This is a genomic window from Marinomonas alcarazii (genome assembly GCF_003208215.1).
GTDB classification, from domain to species: Bacteria; Pseudomonadota; Gammaproteobacteria; order Pseudomonadales; family Marinomonadaceae; genus Marinomonas; species Marinomonas alcarazii.
This window is the reverse complement of sequence record NZ_QKLW01000005.1, coordinates 186280-207181: the sequence shown is the minus strand read 5'-3', so window position 1 is coordinate 207181 and position 20902 is coordinate 186280. Positions and strand designations below refer to the sequence as shown.

Genomic DNA, 20902 nt, shown 5'->3' with positions numbered 1-20902 from the left:
TTAGTTATCCAATAACAATTTGATTGAAATCGCCAAACACATAATGATCACCATTGGGCGAATGAGCTTCGAACCTTTGGTGATCACAAGGCGAGAGCCTAGTTGCGCGCCAAACCATTGTCCTATTCCCATCACAATGCCTAAAGCCCAAATAAGATGACCGCTAAAGATAAATATGGCTAAAGATGACAGGTTACTCGTTGCATTGAGTACCTTGGTGTGAGCGGTTGCTGAAACGACAGTGAGTCCCATTAGACACAAGTAGGCGGTTGAAAAGAAAGCGCCAGTTCCAGGGCCGATTAAACCATCATAAAAACCGATGCTGGTGCCGATAATTATCGCAAACTGTATATGGGTTAACGATAATTTGCTGGCAATATATGGCTGAATTTTGGGAAGGAATAAAAAGAAAATGGCGACAGCGATCAAGATGATAGGAACCGCTTTGAGCAACAAACTGCTGTCCAAATACGAAACCAATAAAGTACCTAATATTGCTCCAGTGGCTGTCATTGTTATGGAGAGCCACATTTCTGACAGCTTAACTTGCCCTTTTTTAATAAAATGATAGGACGCTGATACCGTTCCTGCGCAGCCTTGAAGCTTATTCGTGGCGAGCGCTTCGGCAGGAGATAGGCCCGCAGCCAATAAAACAGGAACCGTAATGAGTCCGCCTCCGCCTGCTATCGCATCAATAACGCCGGCAAAAAAAGCGGCGCAAAACAGAGCAATATAAATCCATATAGAGAGATCGAAAAATACTAAATCCATGAAGTGCTTATTCCTATTGATGCTGCTGTGCGGCGTGGTGTGGGTAGGGGGTTCCTTTCTAGTAGATCAAAAAAAGCCTATCTAGACAATGAGCTAGATAGGCTTTAGTGATGATATTGTGTGAGAAGAGGTTATAGCTTGCTTTGTAGATAACTCTCTAATGCACTGACTTGGTCTGCAGTGAATTCAAGGCCAAGTTTGGTGCGACGCCATAAAATGTCTTCTGCTGAACGTGCCCACTCGTGGTCGATCAAATAGTCGACTTCAACCTGATAAAGCTGGTTGCCGAAGTGTTGACCAAGGTCGCTTTCGGAATTGGCTTTGCTCAATAGTGTGTGAGTCAGTGAACCGTAGCTATTGGCAAAGCGATGAGCAAGGTGTGCACCGATAAATGGGTAGTCTTGTTGCAATTTCATTGCGAAAGCATCAAGAGACATGCCCAAGTCACCTCCAGGCAAGGGTTTTGAGTGTGTCCACTCATCGCCTAGGTTGTCAAAATAAGGCGTCAGCTTCTTCATTGCTGATAATGCAAGCTTACGGTATGTGGTGATTTTTCCGCCAAAAATACTGAGCAACGGTGCCTGATGGTTTTGGTCATCAAGATGAAGCGTGTAATCGCGAGTTACCGCTGATGGATCTGAGGATTCGTCTTCTAATAAAGGACGAACTCCAGAATAGCTCCAGATAACATCCGCAGGAGTTAACGTTTTTTTGAAATGATCGTTAGCCACTTTTAGGATGTATTGCGTTTCTTCTTCGGAAATCGACACACCTTTTGGATCACCTTTGTACTCAACGTCCGTAGTGCCCAATAATGTGTAATTTTCGCGGTAAGGAATAGCGAACACAATACGTTTGTCGGTGTTTTGCATGATGAAGGCATTGGAGTGTTGGTACATTTTAGGTACAACAATATGGCTGCCTTTGATCATACGGATTCCGTATGGTGCTTTTTCTTCGACTTTGCTTTCGATAAAGGAAGATACCCATGGACCCGCAGCGTTAACCAAGGCTTTGGCGGTTATTTCTTGCGTTTCCTTAGTGATTTGATCTTCTAAGGTGATTTGCCATTGGCTGTCGACACGTTTTGCAGAGGTACAGCGTGTACGCGCAAAAATAGACGCTCCATTCTGTTGAGCGCTTAGGGCGTTGGTTACCACTAGGCGAGCATCGTCAACCCAGCAATCAGAGTATTCAAAGCCCTGTTTAATATCGTCTTTTAATGGGCTGTCTGAACCGTATTTAACGCCTTTCGAACCTAAAAGAGTCTCGCGCTTGCCGAGGTTGTCATAAAGGAATAAACCAATGCGAATTAGCCATGCAGGGCGTAGATGTGGTCTGTGTGGCATTTGAAAGCGCAAAGGAGTCACAAGGTGCGGAGCAACTTTTAACAATACTTCTCGCTCTGTTAGGGCTTCTTTTACAAGGCGAAATTCATAATGCTCAAGATAACGCAAACCACCATGAATTAGCTTACTGCTTGACGATGATGTTGCATGGGCTAGGTCTCCCATTTCACAAAGGCCAACATTTAAGCCGCGTCCGGCCGCATCTGCAGCGATTCCTGTACCGTTAATGCCGCCGCCAACAACAAATAGGTCGAAATGGGAGTGATTCATGTAAAGCCTCACGATTAAATTCGAATGTATATGTTCGAAAATGAACATTTAGTTTCGATATTAAACCTCTAAGCGGCTTATGACAATAACGCTTTGTGAAGTTTTGATGATTATTCATGCTTAATTTGCAAGCAAAGGGGAGTGTCTGGGACTGGATGATGAGGTGTTATGTTGCCCAAGGGGTTACTTGGGCGAGCATATTTCTAGGCGTATTTTGTGTTCTTTGATGAGTTTCAAAATGGCTTTTGGTGGTTGTTCATCCGTAAAAAGTCTATCGACTTGTGTGATATTGCCTAGGCGTACAACCGCATTTCTACCGAACTTTCCACTATCCGCGGCAAGAAAGACCGTGCGGGAATTAGAAATGATGCTCTGCGCAACACGCACTTCTTGGTAATCGTAATCCAGCAAAGAGCCGTCGTTTGGATCGATACCGCTGATGCCAATGATGCCAAAATCGACTCGGAATTGGTTTATGAAGTCGATGGTTGCTTCCCCCATAACACCACCATCTCTGGAGCGTACCGTGCCGCCAGCGATGATGACGGTAAAATCTTCCTTGCCACTTAGGATGGCTGCGACGTTAAGGTTGTTGGTGATGACTTGTAAACCTTGATGGTTGAGTAGCGCTCGAGCAACGGTTTCGGTCGTAGTACCGATGTTGATAAACAAAGAGGCATGATTGGGGATTTCAGCAGCGATGCGTTTGGCGATTTGCTCTTTTGCAGGGAGTTGCAAAATTTGTCGAGTCGCATAAGCCACGTTTGTTGTGCTGGAGTCATAGCTTGCGCCACCATGATGTCGGCGTATTTGGCCGGCTTTGGCTAGCTCATTAATGTCGCGTCGAATTGTTTGCGGCGTAACAGCAAATTGGCTGGCCAATTCGTCAATGGTTACATAACCTTTTTCTTTCACTATGGCGACAATTTTGTCTTGGCGAGATAGCTGGCCCATGTTGTTTTCTTCTCCTGAAAAAGGTTACTACTTGCTAAACGAGTACTCATTGGTTTTTAATAGAGATATTCGTATTTGAATATTTATGTTCAAAAAACAAAATAACAATGTAAGTCGCTTACTATCAAGCGACTGTGACTTCTAAGAGCATTCATCATGACTCATTATATTCTTGCTATCGACCAAGGCACCACAAGTTCTAGGGCTATTTTATTTGATGAGAAAGGTTCACGAGTTGGCCAGTCCCAACAAGAGTTCCCGCAAATATTCCCTGACGACGGTTGGGTTGAACATGACCCAGAAGACATTTGGTCATCTACTTTAGCTGTGTGTCAGTCTGTTCTCAAGGATACAGGCATAGATGCGCAAGCGATAGCAACAATAGGCATTACCAATCAGCGTGAAACGACCATCTTATGGGACACTGAAACAGGTAAGCCCGTTTACAATGCGATTGTATGGCAAGACCGCCGCACAAGTTCCTTTTGCCAAACACTGACTGATCAAGGTTTGAGCGAAAAGGTACAAGAAAAAACCGGTCTACTGATTGACCCTTATTTCTCTGCTACCAAAATTCGTTGGATATTAGACAACGTTGAAGGTGCTAGAGAAAAAGCGCAGGCTGGCAAATTGGCGTTTGGGACCGTTGATAGCTTTTTATTGTGGCGGTTAACGAATGGCAAATCTCATAAAACCGATGCCACCAACGCGGCTCGAACCATGGCGTTCAATATCCACACTCAGGAGTGGGACGATGAGCTAATTGAATTGCTTGGTATTGGTGATGTGTTGTTTCCTGAAGTGATGGATTGCAGTGCCGATTTTGGTGTGATTGATTCATCTTGGCTAGGTGCTGAAATACCAGTCAATGGTATTGCTGGCGATCAGCAAGCCGCTTTGGTTGGTCAGGCATGCTTTACTCCAGGTATGGTGAAAAGTACTTATGGAACAGGTTGTTTCATGATACTCAACACGGGTGACAACGCCATTCGTTCCGAGCATAAGTTGCTGACGACGGTAGGTTATCGTTTAAACGGAAAAGTGACTTATGCCCTAGAAGGCAGCATTTTCGTGGCTGGCGCTGCCATTCAATGGCTCAGAGACGGTTTGAAATTGTTTTCTGACGCCAAAGAAACACAAAGTTTGGCGAAAAAAGCGCTAAACGATGACTCTGTTTATTTGGTGCCGGCATTTACTGGTCTAGGAGCGCCTTATTGGGATCCTGATGCGCGTGGTGCCATGATAGGTTTAACACGCGACACGAGTGTGTCTGACATAGTGAGTGCTGGTTTGCGTTCTGTGTGCTATCAAACTCGAGACCTTGTCGGTGCTATGGCGCAAGACGGTGCGACGTTTAGCTCGTTGCGTGTTGATGGTGGCATGGTCATTAACGATGTGATGGTGCAGTTTTTAAGTGATCTATTAGAGATCACGGTAGAGCGTCCTTGTGTGACAGAAACCACCGCTTTAGGAGCGGCGTTTTTAGCGGGCTTGCACGTTGGTCTTTATAAATCTTTGGACGAAGTGGGTGATTTATGGGTTGCTGACAAGCGCTTTGAGCCAACGATGGAGAAAGGGACGGGCGATAAATTGTATCAAGGTTGGCAAAAAGCCGTTGATCGTGTGAGAACTCGTAACTAGTTTTTTACGATTTAATACACTCTTAGGCTTGTACGATTAAGTGATTATGGCTACTTTAAAGACAAGGATATCTTTTATAAAGGGTTGAGAGAATGTCAAAGCAGTTTGCCGAAGTACAGCAAGAAGATTTTATGAAATTTGGTGGTGAGCGCCCAAGCTATTTAGAGATCGAAGATGCTTTGATGAAGCTAGGTGGTCATGGGGTTAACGGTAACAATTTCAAAAATGAAATGGTGAAATTGGCTGGTTGGACTGGTGGTGCGTTAACGACTTATGCCCAACGTGCAGCGGTTGCTCAGGCGGCGTTTAACCGTATTCGCGAAGTATTGCCTAAAGTGAATACGCCCGAAGAATTAAGAGCGCTTCTGAAAAGCTTAAAATAACCTTTTCTTGCAAGCTTAAGCCTTTAAAAAAAGGGGAACAGATATTTGTCTGTTCCCCTTTTTTATTGGTAATTTTTAGCCAAGTTACTCAGCGTCAGCAATAGCCTTCATGCCGTATTCTTCATCTAAGATGCGGCCAATCACATTGTTGCCCGCTAAATGATGGGCGTATTGCATATGTAGACAACGCACTTGGTCCCAATTAGCGATACCGCCAATGCCAAGTTTATCAAACAGAGGCTTGAAGCCTTTTTCTTCAATAATGGCTTTGTGTTCATCGCTCATTACGGCCCAGCGTCTGGCAATGTAATCGCGGTGGGAAGCATGATGGGCTTCTCGTAATGCTTCGTCTTCCTTGATTCGCTGTTCAAGTTCTTTTACAACACCGCGGCTTTCTATTTTTGCCAAGGCTTTGTCTATGGCTTTGCTGGAAAGCCAATACAGAGTAGGGAAGGGCTGGTCGAAAACCCAGGTTTCCATTTCTAATACTTGCGGAATACCGTTAGGCGAATAGTGTGCAATCGCACTTATTCCACTCGGGGTGCGTCCGAGCTGTGCTGTGATGATGTCAATATCACCTTGAGAAAGAGTTTTCATAATGTCTTACTGAGTTGGGTCTTCTAAGTAGAAGAATTAAATAACAAACGCAGGGAAACTTGCGGCGAATTTCTGTATCCATTCGGCGGCGGCTTCATTGTAGTTTAGTCGTCGACCTTGGATTTTTTCTTGGCGTCGATAATGCTCTATCTGGGAAAGCTGCTCTATCATGCGAACACAGTAACATTCTTCTTTGGTCGGAAACTCGATGGCGATGTGGTAACCGTCATCTTTTTTGTTGCACCAAACTACACGGCCAGACACGCAAAAATTTGGGTCAATTTCTTCCAATGTAATTCTTACTGATCGTCCATTATCAAACGGACGAAGGGCAACATATGTGATACCGACAAACCCAACTCTTTCTTCACTAATGGGAGGGAAGGGTTGATCTTCTATTAGTGTAATTTCTAAAGGAAGATCTTTCGGATGTGCAACAAATTCCATCGCAACAAGCCAGCTACTATTTCAGATATTTATGTTATCGGCCAATGTGGCAGAGTGTTTAAAAAAGAATGGGAATTGTACGCTTTTTGCTCTGCCTGTACAGACGAATTTTAAGATGTGTTGAGGCAAAATCATAACTTTTACTTATATAAGTGATTGCTCTGTATTGCCCCCAGCGTACGGGATTGCCCTGTTTTTATAACTCGTAACGTTTAGCTTAACTGCTGTTGGCAAAGTTTGCCTAATTCTTTTAGTGCGGAGTCGGTTTTATTGTCCCAAGTGAGTGCGTAATTTAGTCTGAAATGATGGTCAAATTGGGCGGTTAAACTGAAGGCTAAGCCGGGTAATAGACCTATGTTTTTTTCTAGCGCTTGGACGTGTAGCGTCATGGCGTTTACTGAGCTTGGGAGCGTCACCCATAGTAGGAACCCACCTTTAGGGTGTGAAGAGGTTGTGCCTACTGGGAAGTGCTCGCGAATGATCGCTTGGCAACGAAGCAGGTTATCTTGGTAGGTTTGTCTGGTTTTACGCAAATGACGGTCGTATGCGCCATTTTCGAGAAAGTTGGCGATGGCGGTTTGAGTCAGTGTTGGAATCGCAAGAGATTGCACGTAGGCATAATGTTCTATCTTAGCTTGGAATTGACCGCCAACGATCCAACCAATGCGGAATCCTGGAGCAATACTTTTGGAAAATGAACTGCAGTAAATAACCGTGTTATTGATGTCGTCTGCTTTCAATGCGCGTTCACGTTTGTCTTTGTAACTCAATTCTCCGTACACGTCGTCTTCAATGAGTGTAAAGCCAAACTGTACAGATTGTTGAATTAGGCGTTGTCTTGCTTGATGGCTCAGTGTTGCGCCAATCGGATTCTGGTTATTGGGTGTAACAATACAGGCTTTGATATCCCATTCTTTGGCCGCATTCTCTAATACGTCTAAGTCTATCCCTGTTTCAGCATGGCAAGGGATCTCAACGGCTTTTAAATTTAACACTTCAATGGCTTGGAGTACGCCATGATAAGCGGGACTTTCGATGGCGATCGTGTCGCCTGCTTTGGCGACAGCCTGCAATGACAGCATTAAGGCATTTTGACAGCCAAGGGTGATGGTGATGTCGTCTGGTTGTAACTGGCAACCGCTGTCTAGCATTCTTATCGCGATTTGACGGCGTAAGTTCAGAGAGCCTGGAGTGAATTCATAGGCTGCACATATTTCTGGCTCTAAGCGCATTAAGCGACCAACTGAACGTTGCAACTGTCGGATGGGCAAGAACTGGCTTTTCGGAATCGCAGCACCGAATTGAATGATGTCGTCATTTTGTGACGCGTGAAGCAAACGGCGCAATAACGTGTGAATGCTCGCGTCGTTCTGGGTCGGTGTGATTTTTGCAGGTTCTTTTTGTTGTAATTGGTTCTCTTGAACAAAGTAGCCTTTTTGAGGGCGAGCTTTGATGACACCGCGATCTTCTAACAAGCTATAAGCCTGTAGAACCGTAGCGACACTGACTTCCATTTGTTTGCTGGATTTACGAACCGATGGGATTTTTGCTCCAGGTAAGAAAATACCTTCATGAACTTGTTGTTCAATCTGGTTAGCAATTTTTTCGTATAAGGGGCAATCCATAAAGCGCAGGTCGAATTCAAAATGAGAGGCAGTAAATTTACCAGATTGGCGGATTGAAAGAAATCAATGGAGGAGCGGATCACTCGTTAAGTAAGTTTATTTGCATTAAGTCAGTTTTAAGATTTCATGGTGTTACTAATTGTAAGTAAATTGTTATCTTTTTCCTGTATGATTGGTCAATTTTGATTGTTTTGTATGTGCTCTTACGTGCGCGCAGGCAAGAAATACATTAGCTTTTATTTAGAGGTCGATTTATGTCGTTATCCGTAATCCAAAGGATTCTGTTTGGCTTTGGTATTTTGTTATTGCTCTTATTGATGATCGCCGCATCGGGTTTTTTTGGGATCAATAAGATTGAAGACAGGCTGAATGTCGTGACAGGTAATGTTGCGTCTATCTCATCGACCAGTAATGCTTTAAAAGACGATTTAAATTTATCTAATGCGGCGGTATTACAGTACTTATTGAGTAAATCACCAGATTCATTAGAGAGCTTATCAGAACGTTTTTTGAATTATAAACAAAGCTTTAATGATGTTTCAGAGCAACTTGCTACTCAGTTGCAAGATTTGCCTGCTATGCGCAGCGTCTTGGAAAAAATCAATACAGAGGTAACGGATTTTTTCAGTTTGACCGATATCGCTTTCTCTAATCATAAAACAATGTTGCAGCTACAGGCTGTGATTCCAAATGAGAAACTCGATCTAAAGGACTCTATCTTATTTGCAGCAGAGGACTTAGAGCTGTTGGTATCGGATGGGGATACTCCTGAAATTCAATTTGCCGCTTCTTATATGCATAGCCAAGTGGAAAGCCTACAGGTGACTGTAAATGACTATTTTGATCTGCGCAGCTTAGAGAGAATGCAAGGGCTTCGAGATTCAATGGCGTCGATTATTTCCAGCCTGAAAGATAAGCAACCGTACCTAAAAGATGACAATATTAATGAGTTGGTAAGCGAGATTGAGACGGGCGTTATCTCTGATGATGGGGTAATCGCTAAGTTTTACAAAAATGCCAGCTTAGTCCAAGAGTCTGAAGTGCTTGCTAAGCAATTATCAGACAGAATGGATGTGGTGAATGCCTCTGTACAAGAGTTACTTGCTGAAGCTTCTTCTATCGGAGAGACCGCAAAACAGGAAGCAAATGATGCTGCGTCTTTGTCTACTTTGATTATTCAGGCCGTGCTCGTTATTTCTGTAATTATTGCTGTACTGGTAGCGATGTGGGTAAGCCGTAGTATTCGTCTGCCACTAAAAGAAGTGATGTCGGTACTTGGAAAGATTGCCGATGGCGATTTTACCCAGCGCAGTAGAGTAAAAACCAAAGATGAGTTTGGTGAATTATCTAATTGGGTGAACGGGCTGGTGGCGAAACTGCAGACGGTGATGTCTGAAATTGACCAAGCATCGAATGAAGTAGCGGAATCTGCTGGCAGCAATGTTCGGTTGGCGAGTGACTCTAAGCGTTTGATGAGTGCGCAAAATGAAAGAACGACGGAAGTGGCTTCCTCTATGTCCGAGATGGTGTCTACGGTGGACCAAGTCGCACAAAGCTCGGAAGTGATTTTACGTCAGATTCAATCGGTTGATGAAAGAGCCAGTCAAAACCGTGAGCAAATGGATACTAATATTCATAAAATCGAACACCTTCTCAAACAAATTGAAGCCTCCACAACCGTAGTGAATGAGCTTGATGAACACTCGAAAAGCATTGATCGTATTTTAGAGGTGATTCAAGGCATCGCAGAGCAGACGAACTTGTTGGCATTGAACGCGGCTATTGAAGCGGCTCGTGCTGGCGAGCAAGGTCGAGGTTTTGCGGTTGTTGCTGATGAAGTTCGGACTTTGGCGACTCGAACGCACAGCTCTACGGAAGAAATTCAGACGGTTATTGCACAATTACAACATGGCGTAACCAGAACTGTTGGCAGTATGGAAGAGAGCCGTCAAAGCGCTACTTCTAGTGTTGAAGAAGCTCGAGCGGTAGGGGCATCGCTGATTGAATTGCAAGGCAGCATGGCTGAGATTCGTGATTTGAGTACGCAAATTGCGACAGCGGCTGAAGAGCAATCGGCTGTAGCGCAAGAAATAAAACAGAATGTGTTGGAAATCTCAGAGATGTCTGAAGAAGCAACCTTAGGAGCGGATCAAACTGAGCAAGACAGTCAGGGATTATCAAAACTGGCTTCTCATCAAAAACAGTTGTTGAGTCAATTTAAGATTGTTTGATGGTTTTTTTAAGACGTGTTGCGTTAATATGAGAGCAACTTAATTCTCAGGAGATACGGTCTATGTCAATTCTTGTTGGTGATATGTTGCCACATGGTGCGTTTCAGGTGATGGGGGAAGAAGGGCCTGAAACAATTGATGTCACCGAGTTTTTTTCAGGAAAGACGGTATTGATGTTTGCCGTTCCTGGTGCGTTTACCCCAACGTGCAGCGCTAGCCATTTACCGGGTTATGTTGTGCATTATGACGCTTTAAAAGAGAAAGGCATTGACGAAATAGTCTGCCTTTCCGTTAACGATGTTTTTGTTATGAACGCATGGGATAAAGCCAATAACGCTGAAAAACTTGTTATGGCAGCGGATGGCTTGGCTGAGTTTACTTGCTCAATGGGCTTGGAGCTTGATATTTCAGCAGCAAAAATGGGGATTCGCAGTCGCCGTTATGCCATGTTAGTCTCGAATGGCATCATTCAGCAGTTATGGTTGGATGAGCCGGGTGAATACAAAGTTAGCTCTGCAGAATACGTTTTATCTCAGTTATAAGTTTTTTATTAAATCTTTTTAGTTAGGTTAAAAACAGTTAGTCAAAAAAAACGACGCATCGCGTCGTTTTTTATCTCTAAAATTTATAGCGAATTACTTCATCGTCAGTAACCAAATAGCGTTGGTAAAAATGTTACCGTGCTTGGCACAAAGGTTATTAAGATCAAGACGGCCAGTTCTACTAAGAAAAGTGGCATGATCTGTCTCGAAATAGCAGCTATCCCTACATTTGCTATCGAGTTAGAAACGAATAGACAAATTCCCATCGGCGGTGTGACAAGTCCTATCATCAGGTTGAAAATTACCACAATACCAAAGTGGACTGGATCAATACCAAGGCTCATTGCAATAGGGTGCAGAATCGGTAGCAATATTAGCATTGCTGCTATCCCTTCAAGGAACAGACCAACGACCAACAAAATGACGTTTACTAGGATCAAGAACATCCAAGGACTAGAGACTTGTTCCAACACCATTTGGCTGACCGTTTGCGGTACTCTTGAGAAGGTTAATAACCAGTTCGCAGCTGCGACCACACCTATCACAATCAGAATCACAGACGAGTCACGCATTGCTCGAATGAAAATGCGTGGCAAACTCGATATTTTCAGGCTTTTCAGGATGAATATACCTGCCAATAAAGCATAAGCAGCAGCAAAGGCAGCGGCTTCTGTTGGTGTCACAATACCGGTAAGGATTGAGCCCACAATGAAAATTGGCATGAATAGCGGAATCCAAGCCTCAACAAAGGCCTTCCAGCGCTCTTTCATAGACAGTTTTGCTTTTAGTGGTGCGTAGTGACCTGCAAAAACGTAAACATACACAGATAAGCCGACTGCAAGTAGCAGGCCTGGTGCCACGCCTGCAAGGAAGAGAGCAGGAACAGAGACGCCGGTGGTGATAAGTGCGTAAATGATGACCGGAATGCTTGGTGGAATCATCGGCCCAATAACGGACGATGCGGCTGTTAATGCTGCAGCAAAAGCACGCGGATAACCTTCTTTTTCCATTGTCGGGATAAACACACGTCCAAGTGCTGATGTATCTGCCACGGCTGAACCTGATAATCCTGCAAAAATGACCGACGCCCAGATATTTACGTGAGCAAGCCCCGCTTTCATGTGACCAACTAATGCATTAGCAAAGTTGATTATTCGGCCAGTGATGCCACTTTCATTCATTAGCTCGCCGGCCAGAACAAAAAGCGGAATCGCTAAAATAGAGAAAGAATCTAGCCCGCTAAAAATGCGTTGAGCGACGAGACTGACATTAAAAGGTAGTGTGTAAATATGACTTACGACGCCTAATAAAATGGCGAACGCAATAGGGCTGCCAATAAACAAAAGAACAAGAAGAATTCCAAAACCTAGCATGATTATTGTCCTTTCTCTAACTTTTCAGATTGAAAATACTCGACGAGACGGATGAGTGCCGCGATCGCAAGGCACGCACCACCTATGACCATGGCTACTTGGAAATAGTACATTTGAATACCTGTGCCAGGCGCTTGTATTGCACCTCGTTTCATCATGAAAATGTAGCCAGAATAGGTTAGTACACAGCCACTTACGAGTGCGATAACGTCAGATATGAAATGCAAGGCATGACGAATTTTGGCGGAAACCATATCTTCTAAAAAAGTAAAACGAATATGAATACCTTCTAAATAACACAATGCCATACCAAACATAGTGCCGTAGATCATGGCGTATTTTGCGACTTCCTCGCTCCATTGGATCGGTGAGTTAAATAAGTAACGGCTCAAGCTACTGACTAAAACAACGCCAAAGATAACGAATAAGGAGGTGCCAGTTAACATTGTGAGAGTATTTTTGTAGAGGCGCTTCATGGTGAGCTTTCCGGGTTGTGACAAAAGAAAAATAATCGAAAGCTATAAAAAGCTTTCGATTATTTGATATCAAGTATTGAACTTATTGCGAATTACTAACAACTTTTACAGACATTTGAGCGCGTTCGATCCACTCTGGCTGTACTTCACCTTTCAACCAGTTGATAACCGCTGGCTGCGCAATATCACGGAACTTAGCCATTTGTGCTGGTGTTGGAGTGGTGATTTGCATGCCGTTTGCTGCAAGAGATTTAAGGCCTTTCGCAGAGTTAAACTGCTGAACTGCGCGGCCTAAAGTGCCTGCAACTTTTGCTGCACGGTCAATAATAGCACGGTCTTCATCACTTAAGGATTGATAAATATCTTCATTGATTAGCAAGAAGTCTGTGCCGTATACGTGACCGTCTAGTGTTAGATATTTTTGGAACTCGTAGAATTTATTCGCTTCGATAACACTTACAGGGTTTTCCTGTCCGTCAACTACACCCGTTGTTAATGCAGAAGGCACTTCAGGCCAAGCGATTGGCGTAGGTTCTGCTCCCATCGCTTTTACCATTTCTACGTACAGAGGTAATGTTTGAACGCGAATCTTTAAACCATTCAAATCTTTTGGTTCTGCAACAGGACGTTTTGAGTTGGTGAAGTTACGGAAGCCTGTTTCGCCATAGGCAAGTGTGCGTAGTCCACTTTCTTCTAAGCAATGTTCAGACAATGCTTTACCGAATTCGCCGTCTAGAACTTCCCAGGCCACTGGGGCTGATGGGAATAGGTAAGGAATTTCTAGTACAGATGCTTCTTTACAAACTTTAGCAAAAGCGCCAGATACCATAGCCATGCTTAATGTGCCTTCCTGAGCAGACTGAACAAGATCAGTTTCACCGCCAAGCTGGCCAGAAGGGTATACATTGACCTCAATACGGCCGCCAGACTCGGCTTCAACTAAGTTTTTGAACACTTCAGTTGCGGCGCCTTTTTTAGAAGTTGTCCAATCTTGAGGATCTACGTGACCAATCGTCAGGGTTAGGTCTGCTGCACTAACACTGCTTACGGCACCTGCGGCAATCAAACCAAGTGTGATTTTTTTTGTTAGATTCATTTTTACGTCTCCAAGCTCGGGATCTTGTGTCCCGGTTGTTTTATTTTTGTATTTTCTACCCTGCTTTGCAGTAAGGTAGGCTGTCCTGTATTGAAACTAGCATTTATAAGCCCCCTAAATAATATAGGATCATTTTAAAAATGCCCTATATTTTTTTCTCGAGGCCCACAATTACCTCAATATGAGCTGGGTCTACATTTCGCCTTTGAGTTTCACTCAAAATTTACTTTTCAGTCCGCTTTGATAAGCAACATAACCAAAATGTCGTAGTTTTTGCTTTTTTAGAAATGAATTTTTTATGTCTCTTATATATCGGAAAAGGAATATAAAAAATGAATAAGTTTTTGATTATATATAAAAAGTCATATTAATCATAATCTTACGATTTTTATTAAGCAGGCTTAGACGTTTTTTTGAGTCAGGTTCTTCCTAATAAATATATGAAATGAGCAGATGTTCTCATTGTACTAAAAACAGCTATATCAAAATGCAATACTCTTTCGGCTAAATTGAAATAGCCAAGTTGTCCGTACATAAAGAATACTCTCCTTAGATGATGATCGAATGGCTGTAAAAACAAGCAAGACTTAGCGACGACAGCGAGTCTTCTTTTTTGCAGCGTTTGTTACCTTAAATAAGAATAGAGAGTAGTGACATGATTATAGATTGCCATGGACATTATACGACGACGCCACCAGGTGTTGGTGAGTATCGTGATAAGCAAAAAGCGCAGGTTGCTAAAGATCCTGCCTTTGTTGGTGAAAAAGGCAAAGTTATTGTTTCGGATGACGAAATTCGCGACAGTATTATCAATAACCAGCTACGTTTACAGCAAGAGCGCGGCACGGATTTAACTATTTTCTCTCCTCGTGCTAGCTGGATGGGACACCATATTGGTAATGAGTACACTAGCCAATATTGGACTGAACATCAAAACGATTTGATTCGCCGCGTTTGCGACCTGTTCCCCGAAAACTTTGCCCCTGTTGCGCAATTGCCGCAATCTCCTGGTGTCGACCCGGCTAAATCGGTTGGTGAGATTGTTCGTACTGTCGAAGAAATGGGGTTTATCGGTATTAACCTTAATCCAGATCCAAGCGGTGGTTATTGGCAGGATAAGTCTTTGGCGGATCGCTCTTTCTATCCTATTTACGAAAAAATGTGTGAGTACGATATTCCAGCCATGATTCACGTGAGTGCCGCGTGTAATGATTGCTTCCACACGACTGGCTCACACTATTTAGGTGCTGATACCACAGGTTTTCAACAGCTGATGATGTCGGATGTTTTTAAAGATTTCCCCGACCTAAAAATCATTATTCCTCATGGCGGTGGTGCGGTTCCTTACCATTGGGGGCGTTTCCGTGGCATGGCGCAAGACCAAGGCTTTGATCTTGCTGAACGCGTTCTAAATAATATTTATTTTGATACCTGTGTTTATCATCAGCGTGGTATTGATCTACTACTAGACATTATTCCAACGAAGAATATCTTGTTTGCCTCTGAAATGATTGGCGCTGTACGTGGTATTGACCCAGAAACAGGTCACTATTTTGACGATACAAAACGTTATATCGACAACAACACAGTGCTATCCGCTGAACAAAAACAAGCCATCTTTGAAGACAATGCTCGTCGCGTCTTTTCAAGACTAAAAGCATAAGACGCTTACTAGGAGTGAGGAAGGAATCATGCGAAACAATGTAGTAGTACAAAATATAGAACGTGCAGACCAAGCGGTAATCGACGGTCTAGCTGAATGCGGTGTCGCGACAATTCATGAATCTCAAGGTCGTGTTGGGTTATTGGCCCATTACATGCGCCCAATCCAAATGGACAAAACTATTGCGGGTTCAGCGGTCACAATTTCAGGTGCCGCGGGCGATAACTGGATGATGCACGTGGCGATTGAACAATGTAAAGCGGGTGATGTGATGGTGTTTGCTCCCACATCTCCGTCTAACCATGGTTTTTTTGGCGATCTATTAGCAACCTCTGCACAGTCTCGAGGCGTGGTTGGCTTGATCATTGAAGGCGGTGTGCGTGATACGCGAGACCTGCGAGAAATGAATTTTCCTGTCTGGTCAAAAGCGGTGTTTGCTGAAGGGACGATCAAAGAAACGGTTGGTTCTGTTAACGTCCCCATCGTTTGCGCAGATGCCCTAGTTAATCCTGGTGATGTTATTGTGGCTGACGACGACGGTGTGGTGGTTGTGCGCCGAGAGAATGCCGCTGAAGTGTTAGAGCTTTCTCGTAAACGAATGGCGAATGAAGAAGCAAAACGTGTTCGTATGGCAAATGGTGAATTGGGCTTGGATATCTATGAAATGCGTCCACGCCTAAAAGAGAAAGGTCTAAAGTATGTCTAATCATGCAGGCGTAATAAAAAGTGCGCCTTGTATGTGGATGCGTGGCGGCACATCAAAAGGCGCGTATTTCCTGGCTGAAGATTTACCCGCTGATGCTGATGCTCGTGCGCAGTTTTTATTGCGTGTGATGGGCTCGCCAGACGAACGTCAGATCGATGGTATCGGCGGTGCAGATCCATTGGCATCCAAAGTCGCTGTGGTTAAAAAATCTCAGCGTGATGACGCTGATGTGGATTATTTGTTTCTTCAGGTTTTTGTGGATCAAGCCATTGTGACGGATTCACAAAACTGCGGCAATATCCTAGCGGGCATTGCGCCGTTTGCCATTGAGCGAGGCTTGGTTGAAGCGCAAGAAGGCGAAACGTCTGTACGTATCTTTATGGAAAATACGGGTCAAATTGCGGAAGCAAGAGTCGCAGTAAAAGACGGTGAAGTGCAGTACGAAGGCGATGCTCGCATTGATGGCGTGCCTGGGTTTTCTGCAGCGGTGCCTATTGTGTTCCAAGATACGGCAGGGTCAAGCTGTGGGGCTTTATTGCCGACAGGTAATGTGGTCGATGTGATTGACGGCGTAGAAGTGACCTGCATTGATAATGGAATGCCAGTGGTGATTATGCGAGCGGCGGATATGGGCATTACCGGTACAGAGTCTCGTGAAGAGCTTGAGGCTAATGACGCCTTACGTGCCAAACTGGAATCCATTCGTTTGCAAGTTGGGCCGATGATGAATCTGGGGGACGTGAAAGAGAAATCTGTGCCTAAAATGACCATGGTGAGCGCTGCAACAAACGGCGGTGCGATTTCTACGCGTACGTTTATTCCTCATCGTTGCCACGCTTCGATTGGTGTATTAGGTGCGGTGAGTGTGGCGACGGCGGCGGTCCTGAAAGGCTCGCCTGCTAACGAAGTCGCTACGTTTCAGCCAAGTGCTCGTATTACCTTGGATGTTGAACATCCTATTGGCGCGATGACAGTGATTTTAGATCAAGAAGAAAATGGCGATGTGGGCTCAGCGGCAATCCTACGTACCGCAAGAAAGTTGTTTGATGGGCAAGTGTTTGCTCACAGTAACGGTCTTTAACACGCTAGTTTTCGTCATCGACTGGTTAATTAGAACGAATAATAAAACAGGTATTTGAACATGATGGACAAAGATTATATTCCATTTCATCCAAGCCCAAGCAAGCCAACTTTTATTGCTCCAGCGGGGGCGGTTGATGCCCATTGTCACGTTTTTGGCCCAGCGGATAAATTTCCCTATCATCCAAAACGTAAATACACGCCTTGTGACGCCTCTAAAGAACAGCTGTTTGCATTGCGTGATCACCTAGGTTTTTCTTGCAACGTTATTGTTCAAGCATCATGTCACAGTACGGATAACTCGGCTTTGATTGATGCCTTAGAAACAGCGGGGGATTTGGCTCGTGGTGTGGCGTTTGTTGATGATTCAATAACGCATGAAGACATCGAAAAAATGCACGCTGTGGGGATTCGAGGTGTGCGTTTTAATTTTGTGAAGCGTCTTGTTGATAGTACGCCAAGAGAAGTATTCTTTTCTATTGCTGAGAAAATTCGTCCTTTTGGTTGGCACATTGTTGTTTATTTTGAAGCAGCCGATCTAGAGGATTTGATTCCGTTCTTGAAAGAATTGAATACCACCATCGTGGTTGACCATATGGGCACACCAAATGTTGCTAACGGTGTGGATCACCCCGATTTCCAGCGTTTTGTGAACTTTATGGCGGATAACGATAATGTGTGGTGCAAGGTAAGTTGTCCTGAGCGCTTAACGCAGCACGCACCGGATTATTCTGATGTTTATCCTTTTGCTCGTACGTTAGTAGAAAAATTCTCTGACCGTGTATTGTGGGGGACGGATTGGCCGCATCCTAACATGAAAGTGGAAGCGCCAAATGATGGTCATCTTGTGGATGTGATTCCTCATATCGCCCCAACACCAGAGCTACAGCAAGCTTTGTTGGTGGATAATCCAATGCGTCTTTACTGGTCATAACGTTTTAGTCGAAAGACCAATAAATAAAATAAAAGGTGTTTACCATGACAGCAAACGATCCTACTCAACCTATACCAGGAACCTATTTGTTCGACGGTAAGATGGCAAAGAAAGGCTATGGTCTGAACAAAATGTGTTTTTCTTTTAACGAGCAGTCTGCTCGCGATGAGTTTAACAAAGACCCAGACGCTTATTGTACAAAGTTTGGTTTAACCGACGCGCAGATTAAAGCAATTCATGAGCGAGACATTATCGGTCTATTGCAGCAAGGTGGCAGCATTTACTATGTGGCAAAATTTGCTGGCCTTCTTAAATTGAACATGCAAGATATCGGTGCGATTCAAACAGGCATGAGTCTTGACGAATTCAAAGCTATGTTGGTTAGACGTGGCGCAGGAGAAGAATAATGGCGAATATTATTGGTGCAGTTACAACCTCACATATTCCAGCGATTGCCAATGCAATGGCAAACAAAGCGGAAGAAACGCCTTATTGGAAGCCTTTTTTTGATGGCTATCCGCCAGTGCGTAAATGGTTAAATGAAAAGAAACCCGATGTGATTGTGTTGTTTTACAACGATCATGGTTTAGAGTTTTTTATCGATAAAAAACCGACATTTGCGATTGGTGTAGCGGATGAATATCACAATTCAGATGAAGGTTGGGGGATTGCTACTATTCCGCCCGTTACTGGTGAATCTGAATTGTCTTGGCATATTGCGAACAGTCTAGTGGAAGACGGTTTTGATATGACCATTTGCCAAGAAATGAAAGTCGACCATGGTCTCACTGTGCCACTGAGCTTGATGTGGCCCGGTAATGATTATGGGCATGTGAAAGTTATTCCTGTTTGCATAAACTGTGAACAACATCCAATGCCGCAGCCAAAACGTTGTTATGCATTAGGCCAAGCGATCGGTAAAGCGATTGAATCTTTTGACTCAGATATGACTGTAGCGATTTTCGGAACAGGCGGCTTATCTCATCAATTAGATGGTGAGGCAGCTGGCACACTTAACCGCAAGTTTGATCTTGAGTGTATGGATAAGCTGGTGACGAATCCTGAAGAGTTAACAAAATACTCTAATCTGGATTTGGTGAAAATCGGTGGCGCGCAAACTGTTGAGCTAAACATGTGGATCGCCATGCGTGGTGTTTTACGAGGTAAAGTGACAGAGTTGCATCGTAATTACCATGCGCCTATTTCGAACACAGGCGCTGGTCTTTTATTGCTTGAGCATGAAATGCCTAAATAAGACATCTTCTTGTTAGTAGGTTTGATGGCAAACATAAAAAATCCGCTATCTATTGTCGTAGATAGCGGATTTTTTTTTAGCTCTTCTCAATATCCAGTAATTTGTTGACGGTATTGGAGACGTGTATTGCTCCTTTTAGTATTTCATCAATGATGCCGGATGCTTCGTCTATTAATTGGGCATTTTCTGCGGAGCGTTCGCTCACTTTGCTCATACTTTCTTTGGCTTGACGAGTTAAGTTGCTGTTCTGTTTTACCATGTCATCAATTTCGATTGTTGACTTGCTTGTTCTTGCAGCGAGTGTTCGAACCTCGTCGGCCACTACAGCAAAGCCACGACCATTTTCACCTGCGCGAGCTGCTTCAATGGCGGCGTTTAACGCCAGCAAGTTGGTTTGATCGGCAATAGAGCCAATGGTTGTTACTATCTTGGCTATACTTTCAGACTGATGATTTAATTGCTCAATCAGCTCTGTAGAAACTTCAACATCAGCGACAATCTTGTCAGATGTTTCGACGGTGCGGCGTAAAATGTCTGCCCCGTTTTCCGATACTTGCGCTGTTTCTACTGATGTTGCGTGAGCAACTTCAGCCGCATTTTGTATTGCTAGTTGCATGTTAACGCGCTCCGTAATATCGGAGGCAACTTTTAGTACCTTAAACACTTTGCCAAATTGGTCAAAAATCGGATTGTAGCTGGCTTCTAGCCAGACAATATTGCCCTGTTTGTCGATGCGTTTAAATTGCCCGGTTTTGAATTCGCCACTGGCAAGTTCAGCCCAAAAGTGTGGGTTTTCTTGATAAAACTCGGGAGAGCAAAATTGTTTATGGTGCTTGCCCTCAATTTCGCTGACGGATCTGTAGCCCATGGCATTAATGAAATTATCATTGGCTGTAATAACGGTGCCATCGGGTAAAAATTCTATGGTGGCTGAAGATCGGTCTATGGCGTTATAAATAGCGGTTTGACTATCTGAAACTATTTTATGTTGGGTCACATCCGTGGCAATTTTGACCACTTTGGTCACCACGCCATCGACTTCAACGGGAAAATAAGTTGCTTCAAGCCAAATGTCTGAGCCATCTTTGTGTCTGCGTAAGACGGTTCCTTGTTTGCTTTTGCCTGCAGCTAAATCTGACCAGAAATGTTTGTAGTCTGGGCTGGAAGTCACTTGGCTAGGACAAAATAGTGCATGTTTTTGCCCTTTAATTTCTTCTAGGGAATACCCTACAGTATTCAAAAATAATGAGTTCGCATCGAATATCGTGCCATCAGGAGAAAAGCTAATTGTTGCGCAAAATTTTTCCATGGCTTTTATGAAGGCTTTGTCTTCATTCTGAGAGGCTGCCTGTTCAATCGCTTTATTTTTAGCGATTACTTTATCTTTAGTGTTAAAAAACATAGCGCTTCCTCAATCATAGTTGTCATGGTGTTGACATATGTCTTGTAGGTTTTTCCCTACAAGATCGAGCAAACTTTAAACGATTTTTACTGCTTTTAATGTTGTTT

Annotated in this window: 19 protein-coding genes and 2 pseudogenes; 10 read left to right on the top strand and 11 right to left on the bottom strand. The window is 43.8% G+C overall.

Annotation, left to right across the window (positions count from 1 at the left end; genetic code table 11):
- From DFP75_RS12240 to DFP75_RS12230, 3 genes are all read right to left on the bottom strand, one after another.
- Complete coding sequence (locus tag DFP75_RS12240) at window positions 1-771, bottom strand: TSUP family transporter (protein ID WP_110576045.1); 771 nt, start codon at window positions 769-771, stop codon at window positions 1-3.
- Between the two features lie 131 nt (window positions 772-902).
- Complete coding sequence (gene glpD, locus DFP75_RS12235) at window positions 903-2390, bottom strand: glycerol-3-phosphate dehydrogenase (RefSeq protein ID WP_110576043.1); 1488 nt, start codon at window positions 2388-2390, stop codon at window positions 903-905.
- Between the two features lie 183 nt (window positions 2391-2573).
- Entirely contained in the window at window positions 2574-3344 is a 771-nt protein-coding gene (locus tag DFP75_RS12230; RefSeq protein ID WP_110576041.1) for a DeoR/GlpR family transcriptional regulator, read from the bottom strand.
- Between the two features lie 156 nt (window positions 3345-3500).
- Between DFP75_RS12230 and glpK the strand changes: the two genes are divergently transcribed.
- A complete protein-coding gene (glpK, locus tag DFP75_RS12225) occupies window positions 3501-4985 on the top strand; it encodes a glycerol kinase GlpK (RefSeq protein WP_110576039.1) in 1485 nt (494 codons plus the stop codon).
- A 92-nt stretch (window positions 4986-5077) separates the two neighbouring features.
- Complete coding sequence (locus tag DFP75_RS12220; protein ID WP_110576037.1) at window positions 5078-5368, top strand: hypothetical protein; 291 nt, start codon at window positions 5078-5080, stop codon at window positions 5366-5368.
- A gap of 84 nt (window positions 5369-5452) precedes the next feature.
- Here DFP75_RS12220 and DFP75_RS12215 read toward each other — a convergent pair whose 3' ends face one another.
- The 3 genes from DFP75_RS12215 to DFP75_RS12205 form a co-directional block, all read right to left on the bottom strand.
- Complete coding sequence (locus tag DFP75_RS12215; RefSeq protein WP_110576035.1) at window positions 5453-5965, bottom strand: DUF501 domain-containing protein; 513 nt, start codon at window positions 5963-5965, stop codon at window positions 5453-5455.
- Between the two features lie 36 nt (window positions 5966-6001).
- Window positions 6002-6412, bottom strand: a complete 411-nt coding sequence (locus DFP75_RS12210) for a PilZ domain-containing protein (RefSeq protein ID WP_110576033.1) — start codon at window positions 6410-6412, stop codon at window positions 6002-6004.
- 212 nt (window positions 6413-6624) lie between these two features.
- Window positions 6625-8037: an aminotransferase-like domain-containing protein gene (locus DFP75_RS12205; RefSeq protein ID WP_110576031.1), complete on the bottom strand. Its 1413-nt coding sequence runs from the start codon at window positions 8035-8037 to the stop codon at window positions 6625-6627.
- Window positions 8038-8291: 254 nt separating this feature from the next.
- On the opposite strand from DFP75_RS12205, the gene DFP75_RS12200 reads away from it, so the two are divergent.
- Both DFP75_RS12200 and DFP75_RS12195 read left to right on the top strand, forming a co-directional pair.
- Entirely contained in the window at window positions 8292-10268 is a 1977-nt protein-coding gene (locus DFP75_RS12200; RefSeq protein ID WP_110576029.1) for a methyl-accepting chemotaxis protein, read from the top strand.
- Between the two features lie 62 nt (window positions 10269-10330).
- A complete protein-coding gene (locus DFP75_RS12195; protein ID WP_110576027.1) occupies window positions 10331-10810 on the top strand; it encodes a peroxiredoxin in 480 nt (159 codons plus the stop codon).
- 104 nt (window positions 10811-10914) lie between these two features.
- On the opposite strand, the gene DFP75_RS12190 is transcribed toward DFP75_RS12195, so the two are convergent.
- The 3 genes from DFP75_RS12190 to DFP75_RS12180 all read right to left on the bottom strand — a co-directional run bounded on the left by DFP75_RS12190 (window position 10915) and on the right by DFP75_RS12180 (window position 13755).
- A complete protein-coding gene (locus DFP75_RS12190) occupies window positions 10915-12183 on the bottom strand; it encodes a TRAP transporter large permease (RefSeq protein ID WP_110576025.1) in 1269 nt (422 codons plus the stop codon).
- 2 nt (window positions 12184-12185) lie between these two features.
- Complete coding sequence (locus DFP75_RS12185) at window positions 12186-12659, bottom strand: TRAP transporter small permease (RefSeq protein WP_110576023.1); 474 nt, start codon at window positions 12657-12659, stop codon at window positions 12186-12188.
- An 82-nt stretch (window positions 12660-12741) separates the two neighbouring features.
- On the bottom strand, window positions 12742-13755 hold the full coding sequence (locus DFP75_RS12180; protein WP_110576021.1) for a DctP family TRAP transporter solute-binding subunit: 1014 nt from the start codon (window positions 13753-13755) through the stop codon (window positions 12742-12744).
- A gap of 655 nt (window positions 13756-14410) precedes the next feature.
- Here DFP75_RS12180 and DFP75_RS12175 point away from each other — a divergent pair.
- Genes DFP75_RS12175 through DFP75_RS12150 form a run of 6 tightly spaced genes read left to right on the top strand, consistent with a single transcriptional unit; the run spans window position 14411 to window position 19393 of the window.
- Window positions 14411-15418: an amidohydrolase family protein gene (locus tag DFP75_RS12175; protein ID WP_110576019.1), complete on the top strand. Its 1008-nt coding sequence runs from the start codon at window positions 14411-14413 to the stop codon at window positions 15416-15418.
- Between the two features lie 28 nt (window positions 15419-15446).
- Window positions 15447-16124: a 4-carboxy-4-hydroxy-2-oxoadipate aldolase/oxaloacetate decarboxylase gene (locus DFP75_RS12170; RefSeq protein WP_110576017.1), complete on the top strand. Its 678-nt coding sequence runs from the start codon at window positions 15447-15449 to the stop codon at window positions 16122-16124.
- Window positions 16117-17205 carry a 4-oxalomesaconate tautomerase gene (locus tag DFP75_RS12165; RefSeq protein WP_110576016.1) on the top strand — a complete coding sequence of 363 codons (1089 nt, stop codon included), beginning with the start codon at window positions 16117-16119 and terminating at the stop codon, window positions 17203-17205. Before DFP75_RS12170 ends, DFP75_RS12165 begins: the two co-directional genes overlap by 8 nt.
- A gap of 60 nt (window positions 17206-17265) precedes the next feature.
- Window positions 17266-18138 (top strand): amidohydrolase family protein, encoded by an 873-nt coding sequence (locus DFP75_RS12160; RefSeq protein ID WP_110576014.1) that lies wholly within the window; start codon window positions 17266-17268, stop codon window positions 18136-18138.
- Between the two features lie 44 nt (window positions 18139-18182).
- A complete protein-coding gene (locus tag DFP75_RS12155; protein ID WP_110576012.1) occupies window positions 18183-18545 on the top strand; it encodes a protocatechuate 4,5-dioxygenase subunit alpha in 363 nt (120 codons plus the stop codon).
- The gene (locus DFP75_RS12150) at window positions 18545-19393 is read left to right on the top strand and encodes a class III extradiol dioxygenase family protein (protein ID WP_110576010.1); all 849 of its coding nucleotides are present in this window, start codon (window positions 18545-18547) and stop codon (window positions 19391-19393) included. Before DFP75_RS12155 ends, DFP75_RS12150 begins: the two co-directional genes overlap by 1 nt.
- A gap of 76 nt (window positions 19394-19469) precedes the next feature.
- Here the strand turns inward: DFP75_RS12150 and DFP75_RS18805 are convergent.
- Together DFP75_RS18805 and DFP75_RS18800 are read right to left on the bottom strand one after the other, a co-directional pair.
- Window positions 19470-19895, bottom strand: a pseudogene (locus tag DFP75_RS18805) (methyl-accepting chemotaxis protein); the annotation flags it as partial.
- 117 nt (window positions 19896-20012) lie between these two features.
- A pseudogene (locus DFP75_RS18800) lies at window positions 20013-20702 on the bottom strand (PAS domain-containing protein); the annotation flags it as partial.
- Window positions 20703-20902: the final 200 nt, after the last annotated feature.

What these genes read in the sequence shown, in the direction of transcription:
- DFP75_RS12210 (WP_110576033.1), bottom strand. Translation starts at nt 6,412, where the DNA reads ATGGAATTTGTTGCACATCCGAAAGATCTTCCTTTAGAAATTACACTA.
- DFP75_RS12215 (WP_110576035.1), bottom strand. Translation starts at nt 5,965, where the DNA reads ATGAAAACTCTTTCTCAAGGTGATATTGACATCATCACAGCACAGCTC.
- DFP75_RS12160 (WP_110576014.1), top strand. Translation starts at nt 17,266, where the DNA reads ATGATGGACAAAGATTATATTCCATTTCATCCAAGCCCAAGCAAGCCA.
- DFP75_RS12150 (WP_110576010.1), top strand. Translation starts at nt 18,545, where the DNA reads ATGGCGAATATTATTGGTGCAGTTACAACCTCACATATTCCAGCGATT.
- DFP75_RS12165 (WP_110576016.1), top strand. Translation starts at nt 16,117, where the DNA reads ATGTCTAATCATGCAGGCGTAATAAAAAGTGCGCCTTGTATGTGGATG.
- DFP75_RS12240 (WP_110576045.1), bottom strand. Translation starts at nt 771, where the DNA reads ATGGATTTAGTATTTTTCGATCTCTCTATATGGATTTATATTGCTCTG.
- DFP75_RS12185 (WP_110576023.1), bottom strand. Translation starts at nt 12,659, where the DNA reads ATGAAGCGCCTCTACAAAAATACTCTCACAATGTTAACTGGCACCTCC.
- DFP75_RS12175 (WP_110576019.1), top strand. Translation starts at nt 14,411, where the DNA reads ATGATTATAGATTGCCATGGACATTATACGACGACGCCACCAGGTGTT.
- glpK (WP_110576039.1), top strand. Translation starts at nt 3,501, where the DNA reads ATGACTCATTATATTCTTGCTATCGACCAAGGCACCACAAGTTCTAGG.
- DFP75_RS12205 (WP_110576031.1), bottom strand. Translation starts at nt 8,037, where the DNA reads ATGGATTGCCCCTTATACGAAAAAATTGCTAACCAGATTGAACAACAA.
- DFP75_RS12220 (WP_110576037.1), top strand. Translation starts at nt 5,078, where the DNA reads ATGTCAAAGCAGTTTGCCGAAGTACAGCAAGAAGATTTTATGAAATTT.
- DFP75_RS12190 (WP_110576025.1), bottom strand. Translation starts at nt 12,183, where the DNA reads ATGCTAGGTTTTGGAATTCTTCTTGTTCTTTTGTTTATTGGCAGCCCT.
- DFP75_RS12200 (WP_110576029.1), top strand. Translation starts at nt 8,292, where the DNA reads ATGTCGTTATCCGTAATCCAAAGGATTCTGTTTGGCTTTGGTATTTTG.
- DFP75_RS12180 (WP_110576021.1), bottom strand. Translation starts at nt 13,755, where the DNA reads ATGAATCTAACAAAAAAAATCACACTTGGTTTGATTGCCGCAGGTGCC.
- DFP75_RS12195 (WP_110576027.1), top strand. Translation starts at nt 10,331, where the DNA reads ATGTCAATTCTTGTTGGTGATATGTTGCCACATGGTGCGTTTCAGGTG.
- DFP75_RS12230 (WP_110576041.1), bottom strand. Translation starts at nt 3,344, where the DNA reads ATGGGCCAGCTATCTCGCCAAGACAAAATTGTCGCCATAGTGAAAGAA.
- DFP75_RS12155 (WP_110576012.1), top strand. Translation starts at nt 18,183, where the DNA reads ATGACAGCAAACGATCCTACTCAACCTATACCAGGAACCTATTTGTTC.
- glpD (WP_110576043.1), bottom strand. Translation starts at nt 2,390, where the DNA reads ATGAATCACTCCCATTTCGACCTATTTGTTGTTGGCGGCGGCATTAAC.
- DFP75_RS12170 (WP_110576017.1), top strand. Translation starts at nt 15,447, where the DNA reads ATGCGAAACAATGTAGTAGTACAAAATATAGAACGTGCAGACCAAGCG.